Below are 23047 nucleotides of genomic sequence, written 5' to 3'. Positions count from 1 at the left end.
TTCGCAAGAACGCACAATTTTTGTATATAGTATCGAAAACGATACTATTGGAGACGCCACATGGCCAAGCACACGGATTATGCCTGCGGCCCCGGCTGCCCGGTCGAATGGGCGCTGCAGCTCATCGACGGCAAGTGGAAGGGCGTCATTCTCTACCATCTGCTCGAAAAGACCATGCGGTTCAATGAGTTGCGCCGCAAGATGCCCAATGTCACCCAGCGCATGCTGACCAACCAGCTGCGCGAGCTGGAAAAGGACGGCCTCATCCACCGTGAGGTCTATGCCCAGGTTCCGCCCCGGGTCGACTATTCGCTGACGGAACGGGGCCGGTCGCTTCAGCCGATCATCGCCGCCCTCAAGGATTGGGGCGACCGTTACGTGCTGGGGGCCGCCTGATCCAGTCGGTAGGTGACTTCGAGAATATGGTCGACCTTCTGCCCATCGGCGCCAAAGGGCAGCTGGATTCCTGAGATCTGGCGCAACATGCCGTCGAGGTGATGCTCTTCGGCATAGGCCCGGGGCGCCCGGCTGGTGCGGACCGTGTCGTAATCGCTTTCCAGCATGGTCTGGAATTCGGGCATTTCCGTCACCTCGTCGAGATAGCGGCCGGTGAGATCGAAGCCCAGTTCCGCGGCAATCTGCGGCCCGTCGGCGGCGACGAAGTAGCGCGGTCGCTTGCGGCCCGGCTCTTCGCGGATTTCGACCACGGCCAACCGGTCCTTGAAGGGGGCGAAGGCTGCCAGGGCGGCCGCGTCGAACACGGGAAAGGGCGCCTCGCCCTTGAGCCGGAGCCACGTCTCGCTGATGGCGCGGATGCGGGGATCCTTGTGATCGAGGTAATTGATAAAGCCGGTCATGTGATCATAACGCCCATATGAATGCCTTTAGCACGTCGTGCGCCCGCAGCCGAAGCGCTGAAACGGCCTGTAATACTTTTGTTCGCAAGGTCCATCGGCTAGTGTCCCTGCACCCTAAGTTCCCGCTGGGCAGGAGTTCCTGATGAAGATCCATGTCGATATCGACTGCACGCCCGAAGAGGCCCGTGCTTTTTTCGGCCTGCCCGATGTGGCGCCGATGCAGGCGGCGGTGATGCAGGCCATGCAGGACCGCGTCATGACGGCCATGAAGGCGACCGATGCCGAAACGCTGCTGAAGACCTGGATGCCGGGCGGTGCCGCGGGCATGGAGCAGATGCAGAAGATGTTCTGGAACGCCTTCGGTGGCGCGGCCAACAAAGAGAATGGCAAGTAAATTGAACGATCACCACAAAGCCGGCGACCCCGCGCCTTATTACGAGACCCATGTCTTTGCCTGTGTCAACGAACGGCCTGCCGGCCATAAGCGCGGTTGCTGCAAGTCGCGCGGCGCCGAACCGTTGCGCAATTACATGAAGGCGCGTGCCAAGGAATTGGGCCTCGACAATTTGCGCATCAACCAGTCTGGTTGCCTCGACCGCTGCGAATTGGGGCCGACCCTCGTCATCTACCCCGAGGGCATCTGGTACAGCTTTCACACGGTCGAAGATGCCGAGGAAATCATCCAGCGCCACCTCATCAAGGGTGAGCGCGTCGAGCGCCTGATGCTGCAGCCCGAAGATAAGTTGCCAGAAGACATCCAGTCGCGGAATCGGCTCAGCCATACCGGGCAATGACCCCTGACGCGATGAGTGGCGATACGATCTTTGCGCTGGCGACACCTGCGGGGAAATCCGGCGTCGCCGTCTTCCGCCTCTCCGGCCCGCGCGCGGCCGAGGCCTTGCAAACCCTGACCGGAAAGGCCTTGCCGACACCACGCGTTGCGGTGAAGCGGCGGCTCTATGCGTCAACACCTGAAGGACAAGCCCTCCCACCTTTAGGGGGGAGGGTTGGGTGGGGGGCTGCAAGTGATGCCTCCATCCACCGAGATGCCCCCCTCCCGACCTCCCCCCTAAAGGTGGGAGGAGAAGAGAAGATCCCCCTCGACGACGCGCTCGTTCTTTATTTCAAGGCACCGGCGAGCTTCACCGGCGAGGATGTGGTCGAGTTGCATACCCATGGCGGCCCCGCGATCATCGCGGCCGTCGCGAAGGCTTTGACAGCGCTTGATCTGCGCCTCGCCGAACCCGGCGAGTTCACGCGGCGTGCGTTCGATCATGGCAAGCTTGACCTGGTCGAGATCGAAGGTCTTGCCGATCTCATCGCCGCCGAGACCGAAGCGCAGCGGCGCCAAGCGCTGCGGCAGGCGGAAGGCGAACTCTCGAGCCTCTATGAAAGCTGGCGCGGTCCGCTCATATCGGCACTGGCGCGCATGGAAGCGGCGATCGATTTTCCCGATGAGGATCTGCCCGACGGCCTGATGATGTTGGTCGACGAGACGATGCGCATCCTCAGCGACGAGATCGAGGCGCATCTGGCCGACAATCATCGTGGCGAGATGCTGCGCGATGGTCTTTCCGTCGCCATCATCGGCTCGCCCAATGTGGGGAAGTCGTCGTTGCTCAACCGCCTGGCAGGACGGGAGGCGGCCATCGTCTCGGCGCGGGCTGGTACCACGCGCGACGTCATCGAGGTGAAGCTCGACTTGGGCGGCTATCCCGTGCTCATCGCCGATACGGCGGGCTTGCGTGAAAGTCCTGATGAGATCGAGCAGGAAGGGGTGAAGCGGGCCCTGAAACGGGCCGAGCATGCCGATTTGAAGCTCATCGTTTTCGATGGCGCGGTCTGGCCCGATTTTGACGCAACTGTCGCCGAGCAGATTGACGCCGAGGCGATTGTCGTATTGAACAAGGCCGAATTCGCGGTCGGCCGGAAGACGGCGATTGTTGAGCGTGACCTGCTGCTGGTTTCGGCCAAGACCGGTGAGGGGCTCGATGCCCTGGTTGCGGCCCTCACCGACAAGGCGGCGAAGGCCTTGAATCCGGGGGCGCAGCCGGCCCTGACCCGGCTGCGGCATCGCGCGGCGCTGGAACGGTGCCTCGGTGCCTTGCGACGGGGGCTTCACGCCCCGGTGGTCGAGTTGAAGGCGGAAGATTTGCGTCTTGCCGTCCAGGCCTTGGGCCGGATCACAGGACGCGTGGAAGTCGATGATGTTCTCGATTTGATCTTTCGGGAATTCTGCATCGGCAAGTAAAATTTGCCAAGCCATTGAAATATATGGCGTATATGAAATTGTTTCACGTGAAACATGAGCACTGAACAGACATACGATGTGATTGTGGTCGGTGGTGGCCATGCCGGGACGGAAGCGGCGGCGGCGGCTGCGCGGCTGGGCGCCCGGACCCTGCTCCTCACCCATGACCCCGCCAAGGTCGGCGAGATGTCCTGCAACCCCGCCATCGGCGGTTTGGCCAAGGGGCATCTGGTGCGCGAGATCGACGCCCTCGATGGCATCATGGCCCGGGCGATCGACCGGGGCGGCATTCAGTTCCGCATGCTCAACCAATCGAAGGGTCCGGCCGTCCGCGGCCCCCGCGCCCAGGCCGACCGCAAGCTCTATCGCCAGGCCGTCCAGGCGCTCCTGGCCGAGCAGCCGAACCTCACTGTCAGAGCCGGTGCCGCGGCCGATCTGGAAATCGGCCAGGATGGCCGCGTGGCCGCCGTGGTGACAGAAGCCGGCGAACGTCTCAGCTGCGGCGCCGTCGTGCTGACCACCGGCACGTTCCTCAACGGCCTCATCCATTGTGGCGAGGAACGGGTGCCCGCCGGCCGGGTGGGCGAAGCCCCATCCGTGAAACTCGCCGAGACCCTGAAGCGCCTCAACCTGCCGCTGGGACGCCTGAAGACCGGGACCCCACCGCGCCTCGACGGCCGCACCATCGATTGGAAGTCCCTGGAATCCCAGCCCGGCGACAACCCGCCGGTGCCGATGTCGTATCTCACCCAGGAGATCACGACGCCGCAGATTGCCTGCGGCATCACCTATACGAGCGCTGCCGGGCATGAGCTGATCCGCGGCAACCTCCACCGCGCGCCCATCTATTCGGGCCAGATCGAGGGGACGGGGCCGCGTTATTGCCCCTCTATCGAGGACAAGGTGGTGCGCTTTGCCGAAAAGGACCGCCACCAGATCTTCCTGGAACCGGAAGGCCTCGACGACGACACCGTCTATCCCAACGGTATTTCGACCTCGCTGCCGGCCGATGTGCAGGCGGCACTCCTCAAGACCATCGCGGGTCTGGAACACGCGGTCATGCTGCGCCCGGGCTATGCCATCGAATACGATTTCGTCGACCCGCGTGCACTGAAGCCCACCCTGGAACTCCGGGCGATGCCGGGGCTGTTCCTCGCCGGCCAGATCAACGGCACGACGGGGTATGAGGAAGCGGCGGCGCAGGGCCTGATGGCCGGGCTGAATGCCGCGCGATTGGTCGGCGGGGCGGGGGAGGGTGTCACCCTCGACCGGGCCTCGGCCTATATCGGTGTCATGATCGACGACCTTGTTTCACGTGGAACGGCCGAACCCTACCGCATGTTCACCAGCCGCGCCGAATACCGGCTGCAGCTGCGCCAGGACAATGCCGATCAGCGTTTGACGGCCTTGGGCCTCGCCTGGGGATGCGTGGGATCGGCCCGTGAATCGGCCTTTTCCGCCAAGATGGCAGCGCTTGAGGCCGCGCGCGCCCGCATGGCGGAGCTGTCGGCCACACCGAATGAACTCAAGAATCACGGCCTCACCATCAACCAGGACGGCCAGCGCCGGACCGCGATGGGGCTGCTGGCCTACCCGGAAATCGACCTCGCCCGTGTCGCCCAGATCTGGCCGGAAGTGGCGGATCTCGCCCCGGAGATCGCCGAGCAGATCGAAATCGACGGCCGCTATGCCGGGTATCTGAAGCGCCAGGACGCCGACATCATCGCCTTCCGCAAGGACGAGGCACTGCTGCTGCCCGAGGATCTCGATTACGACCAGGTGGCCTCGCTCTCTGCCGAAGTGCGCGAGAAGCTAAAGAAGGCCCGCCCGGCCTCTTTGGGTGCTGCCAGCCGCATCTCCGGCATCACTCCGGCGGCGCTCACCGTCCTGCTGCGCCATGTCCGCCGGCAGAAAGCGGAGCGGCAGAGCGCGTGATCGGCGGGAGTTTTCAGATGCTGACGCCCCCTCTCCCTAACCCTCCCCCACGTAGGGGGGAGGGAATTCGACCTCGATTGAACGCGGTCGGTGTTGCGAACTCGGTGAAGCTCCCTCCCCCCTACGTGGGGGAGGGTGGGGGAGAGGGGGATGCTTCGTCATGACTCCCGCCGAATTCACTTCCGCCATGAAAGGGCTCGGCCAAAATGTTTCACGTGAAACATTTTCCCGGCTGGAGACCTATGACGCGCTGCTCAGAAAGTGGCAGGCAAAGATCAATCTGGTGGCCAAGGACAGCCTTCAGGAGCTCTGGCGGCGCCATTTCCTGGATTCCGCCCAGCTGCTGCCGCTGCTCCCCCCAGGTAATGACCCCATCACCGATCTCGGCTCGGGCGCCGGCTTTCCCGGCCTGGTCCTCGCCATGATGACGGAGCGGGAGGTGCATCTGGTGGATTCCGACCAGCGCAAGGGCGCCTTCCTCTTGGAATGTGCCCGCCAGGCCGGCGTGCTCGACCGGGTCAAGGTCCACACCACCCGGATCGAAGCAGCGCAGGCCTGGAAGGCGCCGATCATCACCGCCCGGGCCCTGGCGGCCCTCGACCAGCTTCTCGCCTGGGCCGAGCCGTATCTGAAGCCGGAAACCGTCTGCCTGTTTCTGAAGGGCGCGAAGGCGGAAGATGAATTGACCCTGGCAGGCCGGTCCTGGAATATGGCCACGACCCGCCACGGGAGTCTCACGGATCCCAGCGGCGTCATTCTGAAGCTTTCCGGGATCGAACGCAGGGGACAACAGTGAGCGCTAATACGTCGCATCCCAGGATCATGGCCGTCGTCAACCAGAAGGGCGGGGTGGGCAAGACCACGACCGCCGTCAATCTGGCCACCGCACTGGCTGCATGTGGGAAGAAAGTCCTAATCATCGATCTCGACCCCCAGGGCAATGCCTCGACCGGTCTCGGCCTCGAAAACGCGCAGCGCGAAACCGGCGCCTATGAAGTGCTGGTCGATGGTGCCGCGATCGCGGATGCCACCCAGGCCACCATTGTCCCCGGCATGTCGATCGTTCCCACCACGCCGGATCTCGCCGGCGCCGAAATCGAGCTCATTGATCTGGAGCGGCGCGAATACCGCCTCAAGGACGCGCTGGCGCATGCCAACCTCGCCTATGATTTCATCCTCATCGATTGCCCGCCCTCGCTCTCGCTCCTCACCTTGAACGCGATGGTCGCCGCCGATTGCGTGCTGGTGCCGCTGCAATGCGAGTTCTATGCGCTGGAGGGCCTCTCGCAGCTCATCAAGACCGTCGAGCGCGTGAAGCAGAATCTCAATCCCGTGCTGGAGATCCAGGGCGTCGTGCTCACCATGTACGACAAGCGCTCGAGCCTCAATGAACAGGTCGCCGCCGATGTGCGCGCGCATTTCGGCGCGAAGGTCTATGAGACCGCGATCCCCAGGAACGTCCGCATCGCCGAGGCGCCGTCTTACGGCAAGCCCGCACTCCTCTATGACATCCGCTGCGCCGGCTCGCAGGCCTATATCCATCTGGCCAGCGAATTGCTGCGGCGGGAGCAGGGGCTTGAAGGCCGATCGCTGAAGGTGGCGTGAGATAAGCCCCCTCTCCCTAACCCTCCCCCACGTTGGGGGGAGGGGACCAGACCGAGCTCCGCCTTCTTCTCCCTCTCCCCAACGTGGGAGAGGGTCGGGGAGAGGGGGAGCAACTGAAGATTTTTTAGAAGATTAGAAACATGGCGAAGAAACATCTGGGGCGGGGCCTCTCGGCCTTGTTGGGGAATGATCCGGTGGTGGCGGCGACGACCGCGCCGGTCGATGCGGCGGCGGTTGCACCGATTGCCGGCCAGCGCCATGTCCCGATCGAGTTCCTGCACCCCGGCAAATATCAGCCGCGCGGCACGTTCAACGCGCAGGCCTTGGAAGACCTCGCGCAATCGATCCGCAGCAATGGCGTGCTGCAGCCAATCTTGGTGCGACCGCATCCGACGAAAGCCAAGGGCCATTTCGAGATCATCGCCGGCGAACGCCGCTGGCGCGCCGCGCAACTGGCACAGCTGCATGACGTGCCGATCGTCGAAAAGACGCTCACCGATCGCGATGCGCTCGAGATCGCGCTCATCGAAAACATCCAGCGCCAGGACCTCAACCCGCTCGAAGAAGCGGAAGGCTATCGCCGCCTGATGGATGAATTCAAATACACGCAGGAAGAACTGGCCGAGCGCATGGGCAAGTCGCGCCCGACCATCGCCAATCTGCTGCGCCTCATGGACCTCCCCAATCCTGTGCGCCTGATGTTGAGCGACGGACGCTTGACCGCGGGCCATGCCCGCGCCTTGCTCAAATGCTCCGACCCGGTGAGCCTCGCTTCCGAAGTCGTGGCGCAGGGGTTGAACGTCCGACAGACCGAAAAGCTCGCCGAGAACTACAAGCCGAAATCGCTGCTGAAGACCTTGAAGGCCAAGAAGGCGCCCAAGGAAAAGGACGCCGACACCAAGGCGCTGGAAAGCGACCTCGCGGCCCGCCTCGGCCTCAAGGTCGAGATCGATTTCAACGGCAAGGGCGGCAGCGTCACGCTGCACTATAAGAGCCTCGACCAACTCGACGACATCATCGAGAAGCTGCGGTAGAGCAAGGGTAATCCCCCCTCACCCCAACCCCTCTCCCGCGAGGGGAGAGGGGCTAAGTGTGCGTCCTGCAACTCCATTCAATCCCGAAAACTGTTGTCAGCATCAGCTCATTCCCTCTCCCCTTGCGGGAGAGGGTCAGGGTGAGGGGGCGTCGCGGTTAGCTCCTTCTCACCCACACCACCCCGAGCGCCTGCCGCCGTCATACCGCCGGGCCAATCCTGCACTGACCAGCATGTCCGCAAGCGACCTGCCGTCGATGGCGACATCGGCGTCGATCCGGCCGCCATATTTATCCCAGTCAATTTGCGAGAAATGAATCGGTCGTTGCGCCGCTGCTGCGCGCTCGACGAGATTTCGCGTGAAGGCGCCGGCCTTCTTCGCCGCTGCTTTCTCCGACGCACATTTGCCGTGGAGTTCCGGCGTGTCGACGCCGCGCACGCGCACCTTCACCGGTTGCAGTTCCGCGGGCAGGCCGGGCAGATGCACTTTCAGCGTGTCGCCATCAACGACGCCGACCACCGGCCATTGATAGCGCCCGCCATCGCCGGGATTGGCGGAAGCGGGGTGACCGAGCGTGATGAGAAGGATGAGAAGAACAGCGGGGCGCAGCATCCCGCATCAGCACAGTATTGCCTGAGTCGCTGCAACCGACCGGTGCGAGCGTCGAACGTGAGAAGTTCGCGCTGTTGCGCGCCCCCTCTCCCTAACCCTCCCCCACGTTGGGGGGAGGGAATTCGAGCCAGCTTGAACGTGAACGCTGTTGCGAGCTCGGTCGAACCCCCTCCCCCCAACGTGGGGGAGGGTGGGGGAGAGGGGGTCTATCCGTCAGTCTCGCTCTCTCAAAACACCGTCGACACATCCAGCCCAAGCGCCATGCGGCCGGCGTAAGTTGCCTGCGGGCCTTGTTGCATGGGGTGGAATCTGGCGCCTTGGATGTCGCGGAACAGGCGCTCGAGACCGGCATCGCGGTAGAAGCCGGCACCACCTGCCGCTTCCATGGCGAGTTCGACCGCGGCGATGGCATGGCGGGCGACGAGGGTACGGCCCATCATGATCTCGTTGGTGGTCGCGGCACCGGGTGCTGCGGTTTCGGCGATGCGGACCATTTCGGCCTGTGCCCAAAGTGCTGCGCGCAGTTCGGTATCCATGCGCCCGACCAGGCTTGTTACATGCTCGCTCATGCGTCGTTTGCCTGCCATCGCGACGGCACGTTCGCGCGCCGCTTCCGCAACGCCCAGATAGACCGCGTAGATGATCGGGAAGGCGATCATGCTGATGATGTGGAAGAGGGGGTGCCACTCGCCTTGGCGGCGCTTCAGTGCGACGGCCTCTTCCGGCACGACATGGCCATCGATCATGACGTCATGGGAGCCGGTGCCGCGCATGCCCATCGCCCTCCAATTGTTCAGCACCTTCACATGCGGCGACTTCATCGGAATGCCGAAATGGAGGACGCTGGGGCCCTCCGGCGCTTCTTCCCACACCGCACCGGTCATCAGCAGGTCGCCGATGGGTGCCGCGGAGGTGAAGACCTTCCGCGCCGTGATCCGGTAGCCGCCGTCGACCTTCTGCGCCTCACCGGAACCCGCGACCCAATCGGAGCCGCCGCTGGAGAGCAGCACGAGCTTTTCAGCTGCGACCCGTTTGAGGAGCGGCACAACGGGTGCTGCCTGCTGGCGCTGCCAGCGCCAGGCGGGTATCGCCACCTGATGTGTGTGCATGGCAAAGGCAAGGGCGGTCGAGCTGCAGTGGTGCGCCATCTCGCGCAGCATGTTGCAAAGCTCGGTGATGCTCGCACCGCCACCGCCGAAATCGGTCGGCACGCCGGCGGCGATGAGGCCTGCATCCTTCAGCTCAGTGAAATTCTCGGCGACGAAGCGGTCGCCATCGTCGGCGGCGGCGACACGCGCGGCGAACCCCGCACCCAACGCATGGGCGCGGGCCACGAGATCGGTCGGGAAGTCGGTCGGGGAGGCGGTGGTGGCAGCTTGCTGTGGGCGGTTCATGGGTAAGTTCCTCTGTCCAAATCGATGATGGCGATCATCCCGCCCCATCAAGTGCACCGATGGCCCCAAGCCCTCTAGTCACGGAAGTGTAGCAGTCGTCTTCCCTAAAAGATCACTATGTGTCCGCACCTATCCCATTCGGTAGACGCTTCAGATTTTGTAGCGGGTGTATCAGGGCGCCATGGGACGGACTTCCTTCATAGGAGAGGCATCCATGGACACCCCGATCGATACGCACGTGCAGGCGTCTCAAGATTCCGCGGCGCGTGTGGCGGCACCCGACAGCGACGCCACCGGCTATGGCCAGTTCTGCCCGGTGGCGATGGCGGCGGAAATCTTCTGCAGCCGCTGGACGCCGCTCATCCTGCGCGAGCTGCTGTGCGGCAGCCGCCACTTCAATGACCTGAAGCGTGGCGTGCCGCGCATTTCGCCCACCCTGCTGTCGCGGCGTTTGAAGGAATTGCAGCAGGACGGCCTACTTGTCAGCGAGAACCGCGAATACCGCCTGACGCCGGCCGGCGAGGATCTGCGCGAACTGGTGATGGGCCTTGGCTTTTGGGGCGCGCGCTGGGTCGATACGCAGAAGTCGCTCAAGAACCTCGACCCCTCGCTCCTGATGTGGGACATGCGCCGGCATCTCGATCCGCAGCCACTGCCGCCGCGCCGTTGCACCATCCAGTTCAACTATCCGGAACTGCCCAGCCGGCGCGACTGGTGGCTGGTGGTCAATGCCGGTGATGTCGACCTGTGTCATGTCGAGCCGGGATTTGATGTCGACCTCTATGTCGAAACATCCTTGAAATCCATGACCGCGATCTGGATGGGGATCAGCACCGTGGCGGCTGAAATTGCAGCCGGGCGCTTCGACGTCAGCGGCGACAAGGAAATGGCGCGCCACATGCAGGCCTGGCTCGGCCTCAGCCCATTTGCCAAGGCGCAAAAGGCTCCGGCCCCGGTCGCACCGCCGCCATCACCACGCGCGCCGTATCTCAACGTGGCGCAGGGGTAGGCGCTTCTTCTCCCTCCCCCCTTGAGGGGGAGGGTCGGGGAGGGGGGTGCTTCACGCGTGTTGCATCCTGCGGCGGAGAGATACCCCCCGCCCGCGCGTGCCGCGCGACCTCCCCCTCAAGGGGGGAGGTTTGACTTGAGCGTGAAGTCTTCTCCTACCTCTTCCCCGCCATGGCGGCGATTTCCATCAAGCCGCGGCGGGTGAGGGTGTCGGCGAACTGGTGCTGGCGCATGGCCTCGGCTTCGATCTCGGCCAGGCGCAGCAGAGCCTGGCCGATGATGTCGGCGGGCCAGCGCCGGCATTGCGCCTTGAAACCGTCGACGGCTTTCCAGAAGACCGGCGGGCGCAGTCCTGCCATCGCGGCTTCCAGCTGCTCGCCGCGGGCGACGCGGGCCGTCACCTGGTGCAGCTTCATGAAATGGCGCGCCACGGCGCGGATGAGCGAGATCTCGTTGCTCTCGGCGAGGTTGCGTTCGATCTGACGCTCGAGGCCCTTGAGATCGCCAAGCCCGATCGCGGTACAGAGATCGTCCTGGCCGACGGCCGATTGGTCGCCGACATTGGCCATCGCGTCGTCGAGGCTGACCTTCCTTTCGGCACCCATATAAAGCACCAGCTTGTCGAGTTCGGCCCGGGTGATGCCGCGATCGCCACCCAGATTGGCGGCCAGATAGGAAACCGCGTCGCGGTCGATCTCCAGGCCTGCCGCCTTGAGATGCTGCGTAATGAGGGCAGGGAGCGCCGCCGCTTCGTCGCGATAGCAGGCAATGGCCGCGGCATGGGGCGCGTTCTCGAACAGCCGCTTCAGCGATGACTTGCCGCCGATATCGCCCGCTTCGATCACGACCAGGCATTGGCTGCTGTCCTTGTGATCGGCAAGGAGTGCCGCGAAAGCCGGCTCATGCGTGTCGCTGACGCGGGTCACGCGCACGACGCGCCGCCCGCCCATCATCGCAATCGCCCGCGCCTCGTCGATGAGGCGCGCCGGGTCGGCCTTGATCTCGTCGCCAGTCAGTTCGGTGAGGCGAAAGGGATCGTCCATATCGCCCAGGATCGCGCGGCTCATCGCCATCGCGCGCTCATGCACCATGCCCTCGTCCGGTCCGAAGACCAGTGCCGCGGCGACGTTACCGGCCGGCTCCTTCAGGAATTTTTCGAGCGGCTGTTTGTCGAGTTTCATGCGAGGTGCGGGAAAGAGCCGTGCAGCTTGCCCCTCGCCCCGCCCGCCGACGCAGTCGGCATCCGCCTCCGGGGGGGGAGAGGGGTTGGGGTGAGGGGTCGTCGGCGGACCGACTTACCCATGCGTCGCGAAATAGCTCGAGATGCGCAGCTTGATCTGTTCGGCAAGCTGGCGGGCGGTGCGGTCACGGGCGTCGTTGCGGGCTTCGAGATCGGTATAGGGATCCTGCAGCACGGTATAGGCGATGATCGACCGCGCCTTGTCTTTCAGCAACTCGGTGCCCTTGAGGTCGGCGAGCAGGAAGCTCGCGCGCAGGGTCAGGTTCTCGCGCCGCGCATCGCCCTCGTCGGCGGTGAGGGTGCGGTTGATCGATTCCGACAGCTTGATGGCAAGCGTATAGGCGGGTGCCGCCGGCTGCCCATAAGGGTTCATGCCGTCGCGCAGCGCGTTATGGAGGATCTGCGCGGTGCGCGCGTCATACTTGGCGCTGCCGGCCTCGCTGAACTCGCCGAAGGGAGCGGCATCGCGCTCAAAGAACGGTTCCTTGATGGCGATGCCAGCCAGATTGGCATCGACCGTGGCGTTGCCGCTGGGGCCGGCACTGGCATTGCCATAGAGCGGCTTCCAGCCGCAAGCCGACAGCAGCGGGCCGCTGGCCGCCAGGGCGAAGCCACCAATCCCAAGGCGAATGACGTCTCTTCTAGACCACGACATTGACGATCCTGTTCGGCACCACGACGATTTTCTTCGGGGCCTTGCCCTCGAGGGCGCGGGTCACCGCGTCCTCGGCCAAGGCTGCCGCTTCCGCCTGATCCATGGGGCAGTCGCGCGGCAACTGGATGGTTGCGCGCAGCTTGCCATTGACCTGGATGGCGACGGTCGCGGTGTCGTCGATGATAAGCCGGGGATCGGCCTCGGGCCAAGCGGTCTCGGCGAGGAGGGTCCCGTGACCCAGGGAAGCCCACATTTCCTCGGCCAGATGCGGCATCATCGGGCCGATGAGCTGGGCCAGGGTCACCAGGGCCTCGCGCCGGGCAAAGAGGCCGCCGGCGTCGGAGAGGTCCTTTTCCGGCAGATCCGACAGGGTATTGGCGAATTCATAGAGCTTGGCGACCGCCCGGTTGAAGCGGAACTTCTCGATATCTTCGGAAACCGCCGCGATCGCCTTGTGGCTGGCGCGGCGCAACGCCGTTGCGGCATCGGCGAAGGTGGCCGGCGCGGCTTGGGTCGATTTCAGTGCCGGATACGCTTCGAGCCAGGTGGCATTGAGGCGCCACAAGCGCTGGGCAAAGCGCCAGGCGCCCTCGACGCCGGCCGCCGTCCATTCCATGTCTCGTTCCGGCGGGCTGTCGGAAAGGACGAACCAGCGCGCGGTATCGGCGCCGTAGCCGCCGATGATGACGTCCGGCGCCACCACGTTCTTCTTCGACTTCGACATCTTCTCGGAACGGCCGATCTCGATGGCCTGGCCGGTATCGGTACGGACGGCGCTCTCGCCCTTCTTCTCGACCTGCTCGGGCAGCAGCCATTCGCCCGATTTGGTGTCGCGATAGGTCTCGTGGCAGACCATGCCTTGGGTGAAGAGGCCGGCGAAGGGTTCGTCGAGCTTCACCAGACCCACCTTCTTCATGGCGCGGGTGAAGAAGCGCGAATAGAGGAGGTGCAGAATGGCATGCTCGACGCCGCCGATATACTGGTCGACCGGCAGCCAGTAATCGACCAGCGCCTGGTCGACCGGCTGGTCATGGCGGGGTGAGCAGAAGCGCGCGAAATACCAGGATGAATCAACAAAGGTGTCGAAGGTATCGGTCTCGCGCCGGGCCGCCTTGCCGCATTTCGGGCAATCGACATGCTTCCAGGTCGGATGGTGGTCGAGCGGATTGCCGGGCTTCTCGAAGGTGACATCGTCGGGCAACAGCACCGGCATGTCCTTCTCCGGCACCGGCTGCGCACCGCAGGTGTCGCAATGGATGATCGGGATCGGGCAGCCCCAGTAACGCTGGCGGCTCACCAGCCAATCGCGCAGGCGGAAGACGGTGGTGGCTTCACCATCGCCCTGGGATTTCAGCGTCGCACCGGCTTTTTTCTTCGCCGCTTCGACATCGAGCCCGTCGAGGAAGCCGGAATTGAAGATGACGCCGTCATCGGTATAGGCGGTGTCGGCGACAGCGAAGGTCTTCGGATCCTCGCCGGCCGGCAGCACCACCGGCGTCACGGTCAGATTGTATTTGCGGGCAAAATCGAGATCGCGCTGGTCATGGGCCGGGCAGCCGAAGATGGCACCGGTGCCGTATTCGATGAGCACGAAATTGGCGATGTAGACGGGCAATTTCTTGCCCGGGACGAACGGATGCTCGGCCTCGAGGCCCAGCGCAAACCCACGCTTTTCCTGCGCCTCGACGGCTGCTTCGGAGGTTCCAGCCGCCCGGCATTCGGCGATGAAGGCTGCAGCCTTCGGGTCCGATTTCGCGGCTGCTTCCGCAATGGCGTGGTCGGGCGAAACGGCGATGAAACTGGCGCCGAACAGCGTGTCTGGCCGCGTGGTGAAGACCTCGATGCGCTGGTCCGACCCGACAAGCTTGAAGCGCACATGGGCGCCGGTCGACTTGCCGATCCAGTTCTCCTGCATCAGGCGAACCTTGTCCGGCCAGCGCTCCAGCCCGCTCAGGGCCGAAAGCAGATCGTCGGCGTAATCGGTGATCTTCAGGAACCACTGGCTGAGCTTGCGCTTCTCGACCGGCGCCCCGGAGCGCCAGCCCTTGCCGTCGATGACCTGCTCATTGGCAAGCACGGTCATGTCGATGGGGTCCCAATTGACGAAGGCTTCCTTCCGGTAGGCGAGGCCGGCCTTGAAGAATTCCAGGAAGATGCGCTGCTGGTGGGCATAATAGCCCGGATGGCAGGTCGCCAGTTCCTTCGACCAATCGAGCGCCAGGCCCATGCGCTTCAACTCGGCGCGCATATTGGCGATGTTGTCATAGGTCCAGCTGGCCGGGTGGATCTTCATGTCGCGCGCGGCGTTTTCGGCCGGCAAGCCGAACGCATCCCAGCCCATGGGATGGAGCACGTTGAAGCCCTTGGCGCGCTTATAGCGGGCGACGACATCGCCCATCGTGTAGTTGCGCACATGGCCCATATGGATGCGCCCCGACGGATACGGGAACATCTCCAGGACGTAATATTTGGGCTTGGTGAGATCGCCGGAGGCGGCAAAGCAGTTCCGGGCCATCCAGGCCTGCTGCCATTTGCCTTCAGCTTCGTGGAAATTATATCGCGACATGATCGGTTTCTTTCAGTGTCATGGCCCGCTTTAGGCGGGCCATCCACGAATTACTAGCCGCTGCCGACAAACTCGTGGATGGCCCGCCTAAAGCGGGCCATGACAAGTAGAGGTGTGTCCGCCCTATTCCTGCTGGCCGGACTGGCGCAGCTGGCGGGCGCGGGTAAGGATGGCGTTTTCGAGGTCGGTCGCCGTGTTGAGGGCCACTGGCGCGTCGATCCAGGTGCCGCCCTGGTTCTGCTGGCGGAAGACCGAGGCGCGGATGCCGTCGGCGCGGAGCGCCCGGCCCAGGATGTAGACATTCACCTTGAAGCGCTCATCCGGGGTGGCCGGCGGGGTGTACCAATCGGTGATGATGACGCCGCCGAAGGGGTCGGCCGAAACCAGCGGCATGAACGAGATGGTGTCGAGGCTGGCGCGCCACAGCAGCGAGTTGACGCCAACGCCGCCGCCACCGCCCGAGCCGTTATCCTTGGGCGCGGCGCCGAAAAGGCCGCCTTCGCCGAACACGGTATCGTTCTCTTCGTATTGTGGACCAGCATCGCCCTTCTGGCGTGCCGTCGGGTATTTCTCCTCGCCGCCGAGATCGACGTTGCAGGCGGTCAAGGTGATGGCCGTCAGGGCGGCCATGACAAAGAGGACAAACCGTCCCCCCATCCGTTCACGGTCGAAAAAAACGCCCGTGCGGGACTGGTCGACGCGACGATGTGGGAGTTTCATGTTGACGGCCCGACGCTCTTCACCCAAAAGCCCCCGGTAAGGCCAGGAATTGGCAGCCCGGAAACGGCTCAAGACTGGTATGCGAAATCGTGGGTCCCCGTCAACCAAATCGCGTCGACCCAAGGCCCCAAGGGGGCGGTGCCGGCAAGATGGTTGCCCATCCCTTGGTCCCGGAAGGGCAGGAATGCGGGATCGACGCTATATATATGAGTGTGAGAGGCGATAGGCAGGACGATGGGTAAGATTCTCTGGCTGGCGAGCTATCCCAAATCGGGCAACACTTGGCTCCGCGCCTTTATTCACAATCTGATGCTCAACCCCGCGAAGCCGGCCGACATCAACGACATGAACGCGCTGACGACCGGGGATTCCCTGACGCAGTGGTACCGGCATCTCGACCCCCGGCCGCCAAGCGCCTGGTCGACCGACGACATGATCCGCATGCGCCGCGGCGCCCAGCTGGCGATCTGCGCCTCGAAGCCGGAAACAGTCATCGTCAAGACGCACAATGCCCTGGTCACGATCGGCGGTGACCAGATCATCCAGATGGATTTGACCGCCGGTGCCATTTACGTGGTCCGCAATCCGCTCGATCTGGTCCTGTCGCTGGCCGATCACTACGGCGTCGATATCGACCGCGCGATTGAGATCATGGCTGACCCCTATAATGGCGGCCTCGCCGACGACAGGATTGTGATCGAGGTTCACAACACCTGGTCGGAACATGTCAAAAGCTGGACCCAGCGGCCACATCCCGGCCTCCATATCGTCCGCTACGAGGACATGCTGAAGAAGCCGCTCCATACTTTCGGCGGCATTGCCCGCTTTATGGGCCTGAAGCCGTCGCGCCAGCGCCTCGACCGGGCGATCGAGCTCTCTTCCTTCAAGAGCCTCCGGGCGCAGGAGGACAGCAAAGGCTTCGTCGAAAAATCGCCCAAGGGGTCAAAGTTCTTCCGCGTCGGCCAGGCCGGACAGTGGAAGGACAAGCTCAGCCCGGCGCAAATAGACAAAATCGTCGAAAATCATCGGGAACAGATGACGCGTTTCGGCTATTGGCCGCGGGAAATGACCAAGGCAGGCTGACTTCCTAAGGCGGGTCGGAAGCACCCTCGCCCCGTCTCAAACCTGGCTCCTGTGGCGCATCCGCACCGGCTGGCACACGGGTGGAAGCGGTCCCACCCCATCGCATGCCCGCAATTGATCCCGTTCATATTGCAGGACATTTCATTGATTGCCGGTTCAGCCAGGCTATCATTGCCTGAACGGGCGCCGCCCTTGTGGCTTTTGCGCAACAGCTGCTGAAAATTGCCACAGTGTTCGGCTCAAATGGTTTGACACCCCCCCGCCATTCCGAGAAGGTACGACGTGTTCCGGGCTGAGCGGGCTTTTTGAGTCGATCTCGTCAAGTACTTGGCAAAATCGACCCAGCAAGCCGGTCCGTGAACGAGGGGCATCCGGGCCTTCTCTAAGACCAAAAAGGTTGAGGGAAAGTCCGGTGGCAATCGCAAACTTAGGGAATCTCGAGATGAAAAAAGTTCTCCTGGGGACCTCGGCTCTGCTCGGTATCGGCCTCATGGCCGGCACCGCTCAGGCGTCCGATGGTGTCAAATTGAGCCTTGGCGGCTTCATGAAGTCGTTCTACGGCTTCACCTTCGACGACGATGGTCAGGGCGAAGCTGGCCATGACTCGAACCTCGACGGCGTCGGCACCGACGGCGAAGTCTACTTCCTCGGCAGCGTGACGCTGGACAACGGCATCACCGTTGGTACCCGTATCGAGCTGGAAGCCGAAGATTCGGGCGACCAGATCGACGCCGCCTATGTCTACTTCAAGGGCGGTTTCGGTGACATCCGCGTTGGTTCGCAGGGTGCCGTCGCCGACAACATGTACATGCTGCCGCCGAGCTCCACGGCGAACTTCGGCGTGTTCTCGCCGGCCCAGATCGGTTCCAAGCTGGTCATCTCCGGCTTCGATCCGTCGCCGGTCAGCAAGCCGCAGTCGATCGCCTACTACTCGCCGAACTTCAGCGGCTTCAGCTTCGGCGTGTCCTACGTGCCGGAAGGTGGCTTCGAGAAGCAGGGTGACGGCGTGGCCGACACCTTCCACCCGAACCGTGACGCTGGCGATATCAACCACGAGCTCGAAGCCGGCGTGCACTATGACTTCGAAGGCGATGGCTGGGGCTTGGCCCTCGGCGGCGCCCTTGCCTATTCCGGTGACATCGAAGAGCACGGCGATGACGAGTTCTTTGCCTTCAACACCGGTGTCAATCTGTCGTTCGGTGGCCTGACCGTTGGTACGGCGTTCACTTACAAGGACCAGCAGACGATCGTCGATGACGATGACAGCGAAAATGGCGACGAATGGTCGGTTGGTGTGGGTCTCGCCTACAACGTCGACGCCTGGACCGTCGGCGCTGGTTGGGCGCTGCGTAACATCGAAAACAACACGCCTGCTTCTGACTTTGAAGATAACGTCACAGTGCAGCGCGTTGGTGTGACTGGCAGCTACGCCATGGGTCCTGGCATCGACCTTGATGCCGGTCTCTTCTATAGCTGGGCCAGCGGTGTGGATGCGGCCGAGGCTACGTCGGACGGCTACGACTCGCTCGAGTTCTCGGTCGGTTCGTCGATCACCTTCTAATATCGCTCCAGCCTTGGCTGGATAGATATCGGAACGACTTTAAGGGGAGCAGGCAACTGCTCCCCTTATTGCTTTCTGGGTGCGCTCGGCTGAAGTGGGTGTCTTCACCGCTGTGTCTCCCCTAAGATGACGAAGCTGCCGCCCCAAGGCAGCGACCCTTCGCATTGATGACCATGACCGATTTCCCGCACATCGCCAGCAACCTGGCAGAGATCCGTGACAGCATAGCCGCCGCGGCCAAGGCCGCCGACCGGCCGGCGGATACGATCCACCTCATCGCGGTCTCGAAGACGCATCCGGCCGAGGCCGTGCTGGCCGCCATCACGTCTGGGCAGACAGTCTTCGGCGAAAACCGCGTGCAGGAAGCGCAGGCGAAGTTCCCTGCCCTCAAGGCGATGCACCCTGCGCTTGAACTGCATCTCATCGGCCCCCTGCAAAGCAACAAGGTGCGCGAGGCGGTGGCACTCTTCGACGTCATTCAATCGGTCGACCGCGAAAAGCTGGCGCAGGCCCTCGCCGATGAAATGCAGAAGCAGAAGCGCGTGCTGCGCCTCTTTATCCAGGTCAATATCGGCGAGGAGCCGCAGAAGGCCGGCGTCAACCCGGCCGAGATCGACGCCTTCGTGAAATTGTGCCGCGACGAGCTGAAGCTCGGCATCGACGGGCTGATGTGCATCCCGCCCGCCGACAAGCACCCCGCCCCCTATTTCGCCCTGCTGCGCGAGATGGCCAGGCGCAACAACCTCACAGAGCTCAGCATGGGCATGAGTGGTGATTTCGAGACCGCCATCCAGTTCGGCGCCACCCATGTCCGCGTCGGCACGGCAATCTTTGGACAACGCTGAAATTTGCGCGCAAGGTAAGGGTGCGATCGCGAAGAAAAGTTAGCGGAAAGGGGATGCCGCATGGCGATGAATTTTCGCTCCACAACCTCCCTCCTCGCATTGTCGGTCACGGGTGCCGCGAATGTCGTGGCGATGCCGATGGCCGTGGCCTCCGACGGCATCAAGCTCAGTCTCGGTGGGTTCTTCCGCAGCGCCTACGGCTTCACCATCGATGACGATGCGCAAGGCGAGCTGGGTCACGACCAGAATCTCGACGGCGTCAGCAGCGATTCCGAAGTCTTCTTCCTGGGCGAGACCACGCTCGATAACGGCGTCACCGTGGGTGCCCGCATCGAGATGGAGGCCGAGAGCCAGACCGACGATTTCATCGATAATGTCTATGTCTTCTACAAAGGCGGTTTCGGCGACATCCGGATCGGCGCGCTCGACGGCGCGGCTGGCAACATGTACATGCTGCCGCCTGGATCGACGGCCAATTTCGGACCCTATTCGCCCAACATCATCGGCTCGCCGCTCAGCCCAGGCATTTTCGATCCGGAGGCGTCGCTCGCCCTGCAAGATGCGGTGATGAAGATCGTCTACTACACGCCGCAATGGAACGGTTTCAGTTTCGGCCTCTCTTACACACCTAATGACGACGAGAAGACGGACGAGGGCACCGACAACGTCGCCGACAGCTTCCATCCCGACCGCTCCGACGGCAGCGCAAACCACAATGTCGCGCTCGCCGTGCATTACGATTATGAAGGCAATGGCTGGGGTCTCAATCTGGGTGCCGCCGGATATTGGGAGGGCGATGTCGAGGGTACGTCGGCCGACGACGCTGAACAGGCCGGCTACAATATCGGCGCCAATGTCAGCATCGGTGCGCTGCAGGTCGGTGCCACCGGCACGTTTCTCGATGACGGCAACGGCGCCGGCCAGGATATCTGGATGTTCGGCCTGGGCTTTGCCTATACGCAGGACGCCTGGACCGTCGGTGGTGGTTATGCCCATGTGCAGACGGAAGAAGCCGGCTTCAGCGACGACAGCAAACTCGACCGTGCTGGCGTCGATTTCTCCTATGCCATGGGGCCGGGCATCAACATCGACGGCGGCATCTTCTATACCTGGAACGAAGCCGCCGATGATGATGGCGACAACGCCGATGGGTATGACGCACTCGAAATCGCGATCGGTTCAGCGCTGCAATTCTAGATCCACAAGGTGACTTGCCGGCCGCCCTGTTCTCTTTCATCCTGCCATCACGCATCACATCGCAGAAACGGCCTGCGGCGTGTTGCGGAAGCTGATGGCCAGGCGGTTATAGGCGTTCATCAGGCCGATGGCGATGGTGAGGTCGACAAGCTCGCGCTCCCCGAACGCGGCGCGCGCCGCTTGATAGGCCGCATCCGGTACGTTGGTGTCGGCAACGCGCGTCACGGTTTCGGCCCAGGCGAGCGCCGCGCGTTCGCGTGCATCGAACAACGCGCCGCCTTCGTCCCATGCCTGCACCAGTGCCAGCTTCTCAATGGCGACACCTTTCTTGAGCAAATCGCGCGTGTGCATGTCAAGGCAATAGGCGCAGTTATTGATTTGCGAGACGCGCAGGAAGACTAGCTCGACCAGTGCCGCATCGAGACCGCTCTGCATGACATAGGCATAGACGCCACCCAAGGCCTTGGCGCCGGCTGGGGCGATCTGGTTGTAGTCGAGACGCTTGCTCATGATCGTTACTCCTTGAATGAATGAATCACTGCACCGGGATGGTCAGCGGCTTGTCGTTCGTGTCCACGATGAAGACGGCCAGCAATTTCGCGGGTTCCGTGGCGCTCGCATTGCGGCTGACACGGTGCAGGGCACCTGGCGCCTCCTCGAAGCTCTCACCGGCGCGATAGGTTTTGGCCGGGCCATCATTCACCTGAGAGTCGATGGCGCCCGAGAGAACATAGGCGAAGATGAAGGCCGATTTCGAATGTTCATGCGTGGGCGACGCGGCACCCGGCGCGTAATCGACCGTCACGGCGATCAGCGATTTACCCGGCAGGTTGGGAATCGCCTGGTCGAATTGCAGGGCGACTGTCTCGCCGGCGTCGTGGGCCATCGCCGGCACCAGGGTGCCGATGGCCAGGATGGCGGTCGCTGCCAGCAGGGTGGATTTAAGGGCGGATCTGAGGGTCATGGGGGTCTGTCTCCTTCCCCCCAAATCTGTTCCCTCTGTGGTTCATAAAAAAGCACCAAGAACGATCAATTTCACTATACTACGCTCATGACCAAGTCGCTGGCGCTGCACCTCGACCGCACCGCCCGGGTGCCGCTCGGCGAGCAGATCCGCCAGGGCATTGCCCAGGCGATCGACAGCGGCGTGTTGGCGCCCGGCGCGCGCCTCCCCTCCTGGCAGGATTTGGCGGCACAATTGGGCGTGGCGCGCGGCACGGTCCGGGTCGCCTATGAAAAACTTGCCGCGGCGCAGTTGATTGTGGCCTCCCGCGCCACGGGGACCCGTATCGCCGCTCGACCGATGACAAGGGCGCTGGCCGATCGCAAGCCCGATCCGGGCTCGTTCATGGAAACCTATCGCGAGATGACGGCAGGGCCTGCCATCTTCCAGATGGGCATTGCCGGGCAAGATGCCTTGCCGGCAAAGCTCCTGGCGCGGATCCGCGCCCGTGCCGTCCGCGACGAGACCAGTGCCGCGCCGCTCTATCCGGACCCGCGCGGCGAACTCGACTTGCGGCGCGAGATCGCCACCTATCTTGCCATCGCGCGCGGCATCGATTGTTCGCCGGGGCAAATCCTCATCACCGGGGGCTTCAGTGCGGGTCTGGGCCTTGCGCTTCGGGTGCTTGGTCTCGAAGGCCGCAAGGCATGGTTTGAAGACCCGGGCTTTCCCTTCACCAGACACGCGCTCGACTTGGCGCGCTTGTCGCTGGTCCCTGTGCCGGTCGATGGCGATGGCATCGATGTGGGTGATGGATTGCGCCAAGCCCCCGACGCGGCCCTGGCAATCGTGACGCCCGGCCAGCAGGCGCCGCTGGGTGTCACCTTGTCGCTGGCGCGGCGTCTCGCGCTCCTTGATTGGGCGGCAGAGGCGGATGCCTGGATCATCGAGGACGATTATTTGAGCGAGTTGCAGCTCAAAGGCCGTGCCGCACCGGCGCTGGCGTCGCTCGACCGCGAGGGCCGCGTCATTCATATCGGCTCGTTCAGCAAGACCATCAGCCCGGCGCTGCGCCTTGGTTTCATCGTCGCACCACCGTCTCTGGTGGGGCACTTTGGCGAGGTCGCGGCCTGTCTTGCCCCACCGCCCGGGCCAGCCGCGCAGATTGCGATTGCGGCCTTCATGCGCGATGGTCATTACCTGCGGCATCTGCGGCGCTTGAAGCGAAGCTATGCCGCCCAGCGCGATGCGTTGTTGCAGCAGCTTGAACCGCGCGGCCGCGACTTCACCATCGCGACGGCGGGACTTGCCGTGTCGCTGCAACTGCCGACGGCCGTCTCAGATCTCGCGATCATTCGCGAGATGCTGCCGTTCGGATTGACGCCGGCGCCGCTGTCGATCTGGTACGCATCGCCGCCTGCAGCCAAGTCCGGCCTGCTGCTCGGCATTGCGACATCACCCATCCGGCATGTGGCACGGTCTTGCGAGCGGCTGCTCAGTGTGATCGACCGCTTCATCTGACATGAAAAAGGGCCGCTCAT

At 63.4% G+C, this 23047-nt stretch carries 23 protein-coding genes; 14 read left to right on the top strand and 9 right to left on the bottom strand.

Annotated features, from left to right (window positions below; all coding sequences use genetic code 11):
* The first annotated feature begins 60 nt into the window (after nucleotides 1-60).
* Nucleotides 61-396 (top strand): winged helix-turn-helix transcriptional regulator, encoded by a 336-nt coding sequence (locus SMD31_RS09485; protein WP_320500574.1) that lies wholly within the window; start codon nucleotides 61-63, stop codon nucleotides 394-396.
* Here SMD31_RS09485 and SMD31_RS09480 read toward each other — a convergent pair.
* Nucleotides 375-857 carry a PAS domain-containing protein gene (locus SMD31_RS09480; protein ID WP_320500573.1) on the bottom strand — a complete coding sequence of 161 codons (483 nt, stop codon included), beginning with the start codon at nucleotides 855-857 and terminating at the stop codon, nucleotides 375-377. The two genes, SMD31_RS09485 and SMD31_RS09480, sit on opposite strands and share 22 nt — an antisense overlap.
* Before the next feature lie 142 nt (nucleotides 858-999).
* Here SMD31_RS09480 and SMD31_RS09475 point away from each other — a divergent pair, with 142 nt between their 5' ends.
* The 7 genes from SMD31_RS09475 to SMD31_RS09445 all read left to right on the top strand — a co-directional run bounded on the left by SMD31_RS09475 (nucleotide 1000) and on the right by SMD31_RS09445 (nucleotide 7682).
* Nucleotides 1000-1251, top strand: a complete 252-nt coding sequence (locus tag SMD31_RS09475; protein WP_320500572.1) for a DUF6489 family protein — start codon at nucleotides 1000-1002, stop codon at nucleotides 1249-1251.
* Nucleotides 1241-1651 (top strand): (2Fe-2S) ferredoxin domain-containing protein, encoded by a 411-nt coding sequence (locus tag SMD31_RS09470; RefSeq protein ID WP_320500571.1) that lies wholly within the window; start codon nucleotides 1241-1243, stop codon nucleotides 1649-1651. The genes SMD31_RS09475 and SMD31_RS09470 overlap by 11 nt, the downstream gene beginning before the upstream one ends.
* An 11-nt stretch (nucleotides 1652-1662) precedes the next feature.
* Nucleotides 1663-3108, top strand: a complete 1446-nt coding sequence (mnmE, locus tag SMD31_RS09465; protein WP_320500570.1) for a tRNA uridine-5-carboxymethylaminomethyl(34) synthesis GTPase MnmE — start codon at nucleotides 1663-1665, stop codon at nucleotides 3106-3108.
* 54 nt (nucleotides 3109-3162) lie between these two features.
* On the top strand, nucleotides 3163-5043 hold the full coding sequence (gene mnmG / locus SMD31_RS09460; protein ID WP_320500569.1) for a tRNA uridine-5-carboxymethylaminomethyl(34) synthesis enzyme MnmG: 1881 nt from the start codon (nucleotides 3163-3165) through the stop codon (nucleotides 5041-5043).
* A 160-nt stretch (nucleotides 5044-5203) separates the two neighbouring features.
* Complete coding sequence (gene rsmG / locus SMD31_RS09455; RefSeq protein WP_320500568.1) at nucleotides 5204-5839, top strand: 16S rRNA (guanine(527)-N(7))-methyltransferase RsmG; 636 nt, start codon at nucleotides 5204-5206, stop codon at nucleotides 5837-5839.
* Between the two features lie 26 nt (nucleotides 5840-5865).
* Nucleotides 5866-6648, top strand: a complete 783-nt coding sequence (locus tag SMD31_RS09450; protein WP_320501022.1) for a ParA family protein — start codon at nucleotides 5866-5868, stop codon at nucleotides 6646-6648.
* A gap of 140 nt (nucleotides 6649-6788) precedes the next feature.
* On the top strand, nucleotides 6789-7682 hold the full coding sequence (locus SMD31_RS09445; RefSeq protein ID WP_320500567.1) for a ParB/RepB/Spo0J family partition protein: 894 nt from the start codon (nucleotides 6789-6791) through the stop codon (nucleotides 7680-7682).
* Between the two features lie 168 nt (nucleotides 7683-7850).
* Here SMD31_RS09445 and SMD31_RS09440 read toward each other — a convergent pair whose 3' ends face one another.
* Both SMD31_RS09440 and SMD31_RS09435 read right to left on the bottom strand, forming a co-directional pair.
* Complete coding sequence (locus tag SMD31_RS09440; RefSeq protein ID WP_320500566.1) at nucleotides 7851-8294, bottom strand: thermonuclease family protein; 444 nt, start codon at nucleotides 8292-8294, stop codon at nucleotides 7851-7853.
* A 227-nt stretch (nucleotides 8295-8521) separates the two neighbouring features.
* Nucleotides 8522-9688 (bottom strand): acyl-CoA dehydrogenase family protein, encoded by a 1167-nt coding sequence (locus SMD31_RS09435; protein WP_320500565.1) that lies wholly within the window; start codon nucleotides 9686-9688, stop codon nucleotides 8522-8524.
* A gap of 214 nt (nucleotides 9689-9902) precedes the next feature.
* Between SMD31_RS09435 and SMD31_RS09430 the strand changes: the two genes are divergently transcribed.
* Complete coding sequence (locus tag SMD31_RS09430) at nucleotides 9903-10697, top strand: winged helix-turn-helix transcriptional regulator (protein ID WP_320500564.1); 795 nt, start codon at nucleotides 9903-9905, stop codon at nucleotides 10695-10697.
* Between the two features lie 154 nt (nucleotides 10698-10851).
* Here the strand turns inward: SMD31_RS09430 and holA are convergent, their stop codons facing one another.
* From holA to SMD31_RS09410, 4 genes are all read right to left on the bottom strand, one after another.
* The gene (gene holA, locus SMD31_RS09425) at nucleotides 10852-11877 is read right to left on the bottom strand and encodes a DNA polymerase III subunit delta (protein WP_320500563.1); all 1026 of its coding nucleotides are present in this window, start codon (nucleotides 11875-11877) and stop codon (nucleotides 10852-10854) included.
* A gap of 114 nt (nucleotides 11878-11991) precedes the next feature.
* Complete coding sequence (gene lptE, locus SMD31_RS09420; RefSeq protein ID WP_320500562.1) at nucleotides 11992-12591, bottom strand: LPS assembly lipoprotein LptE; 600 nt, start codon at nucleotides 12589-12591, stop codon at nucleotides 11992-11994.
* The gene (gene leuS / locus SMD31_RS09415) at nucleotides 12578-15157 is read right to left on the bottom strand and encodes a leucine--tRNA ligase (protein WP_320500561.1); all 2580 of its coding nucleotides are present in this window, start codon (nucleotides 15155-15157) and stop codon (nucleotides 12578-12580) included. Before leuS ends, lptE begins: the two co-directional genes overlap by 14 nt.
* Nucleotides 15158-15280: 123 nt before the next feature.
* The gene (locus tag SMD31_RS09410) at nucleotides 15281-15877 is read right to left on the bottom strand and encodes a DUF3576 domain-containing protein (RefSeq protein WP_320500560.1); all 597 of its coding nucleotides are present in this window, start codon (nucleotides 15875-15877) and stop codon (nucleotides 15281-15283) included.
* Between the two features lie 234 nt (nucleotides 15878-16111).
* Here SMD31_RS09410 and SMD31_RS09405 point away from each other — a divergent pair, with 234 nt between their 5' ends.
* The 4 genes from SMD31_RS09405 to SMD31_RS09390 all read left to right on the top strand — a co-directional run bounded on the left by SMD31_RS09405 (nucleotide 16112) and on the right by SMD31_RS09390 (nucleotide 20563).
* Nucleotides 16112-16960 carry a sulfotransferase domain-containing protein gene (locus tag SMD31_RS09405; protein ID WP_320500559.1) on the top strand — a complete coding sequence of 283 codons (849 nt, stop codon included), beginning with the start codon at nucleotides 16112-16114 and terminating at the stop codon, nucleotides 16958-16960.
* A 442-nt stretch (nucleotides 16961-17402) separates the two neighbouring features.
* Nucleotides 17403-18521 carry a porin gene (locus SMD31_RS09400; protein ID WP_320500558.1) on the top strand — a complete coding sequence of 373 codons (1119 nt, stop codon included), beginning with the start codon at nucleotides 17403-17405 and terminating at the stop codon, nucleotides 18519-18521.
* A gap of 167 nt (nucleotides 18522-18688) precedes the next feature.
* The gene (locus SMD31_RS09395; protein WP_456077528.1) at nucleotides 18689-19366 is read left to right on the top strand and encodes a YggS family pyridoxal phosphate-dependent enzyme; all 678 of its coding nucleotides are present in this window, start codon (nucleotides 18689-18691) and stop codon (nucleotides 19364-19366) included.
* 60 nt (nucleotides 19367-19426) lie between these two features.
* Complete coding sequence (locus SMD31_RS09390) at nucleotides 19427-20563, top strand: porin (protein ID WP_320500556.1); 1137 nt, start codon at nucleotides 19427-19429, stop codon at nucleotides 20561-20563.
* Between the two features lie 54 nt (nucleotides 20564-20617).
* Here the strand turns inward: SMD31_RS09390 and SMD31_RS09385 are convergent, their stop codons facing one another.
* Entirely contained in the window at nucleotides 20618-21073 is a 456-nt protein-coding gene (locus SMD31_RS09385; protein ID WP_320500555.1) for a carboxymuconolactone decarboxylase family protein, read from the bottom strand.
* Between the two features lie 25 nt (nucleotides 21074-21098).
* A complete protein-coding gene (locus SMD31_RS09380) occupies nucleotides 21099-21527 on the bottom strand; it encodes a cupin domain-containing protein (protein ID WP_320500554.1) in 429 nt (142 codons plus the stop codon).
* Nucleotides 21528-21614: 87 nt separating this feature from the next.
* Here SMD31_RS09380 and pdxR point away from each other — a divergent pair, with 87 nt between their 5' ends.
* A complete protein-coding gene (gene pdxR / locus SMD31_RS09375) occupies nucleotides 21615-23027 on the top strand; it encodes a MocR-like pyridoxine biosynthesis transcription factor PdxR (protein ID WP_320500553.1) in 1413 nt (470 codons plus the stop codon).
* Nucleotides 23028-23047: the final 20 nt, after the last annotated feature.

The organism is Dongia rigui (genome assembly GCF_034044635.1).
GTDB classification, from domain to species: Bacteria; Pseudomonadota; Alphaproteobacteria; order Dongiales; family Dongiaceae; genus Dongia; species Dongia rigui.
This window is presented reverse-complemented; position numbering and strand designations above follow the sequence as displayed.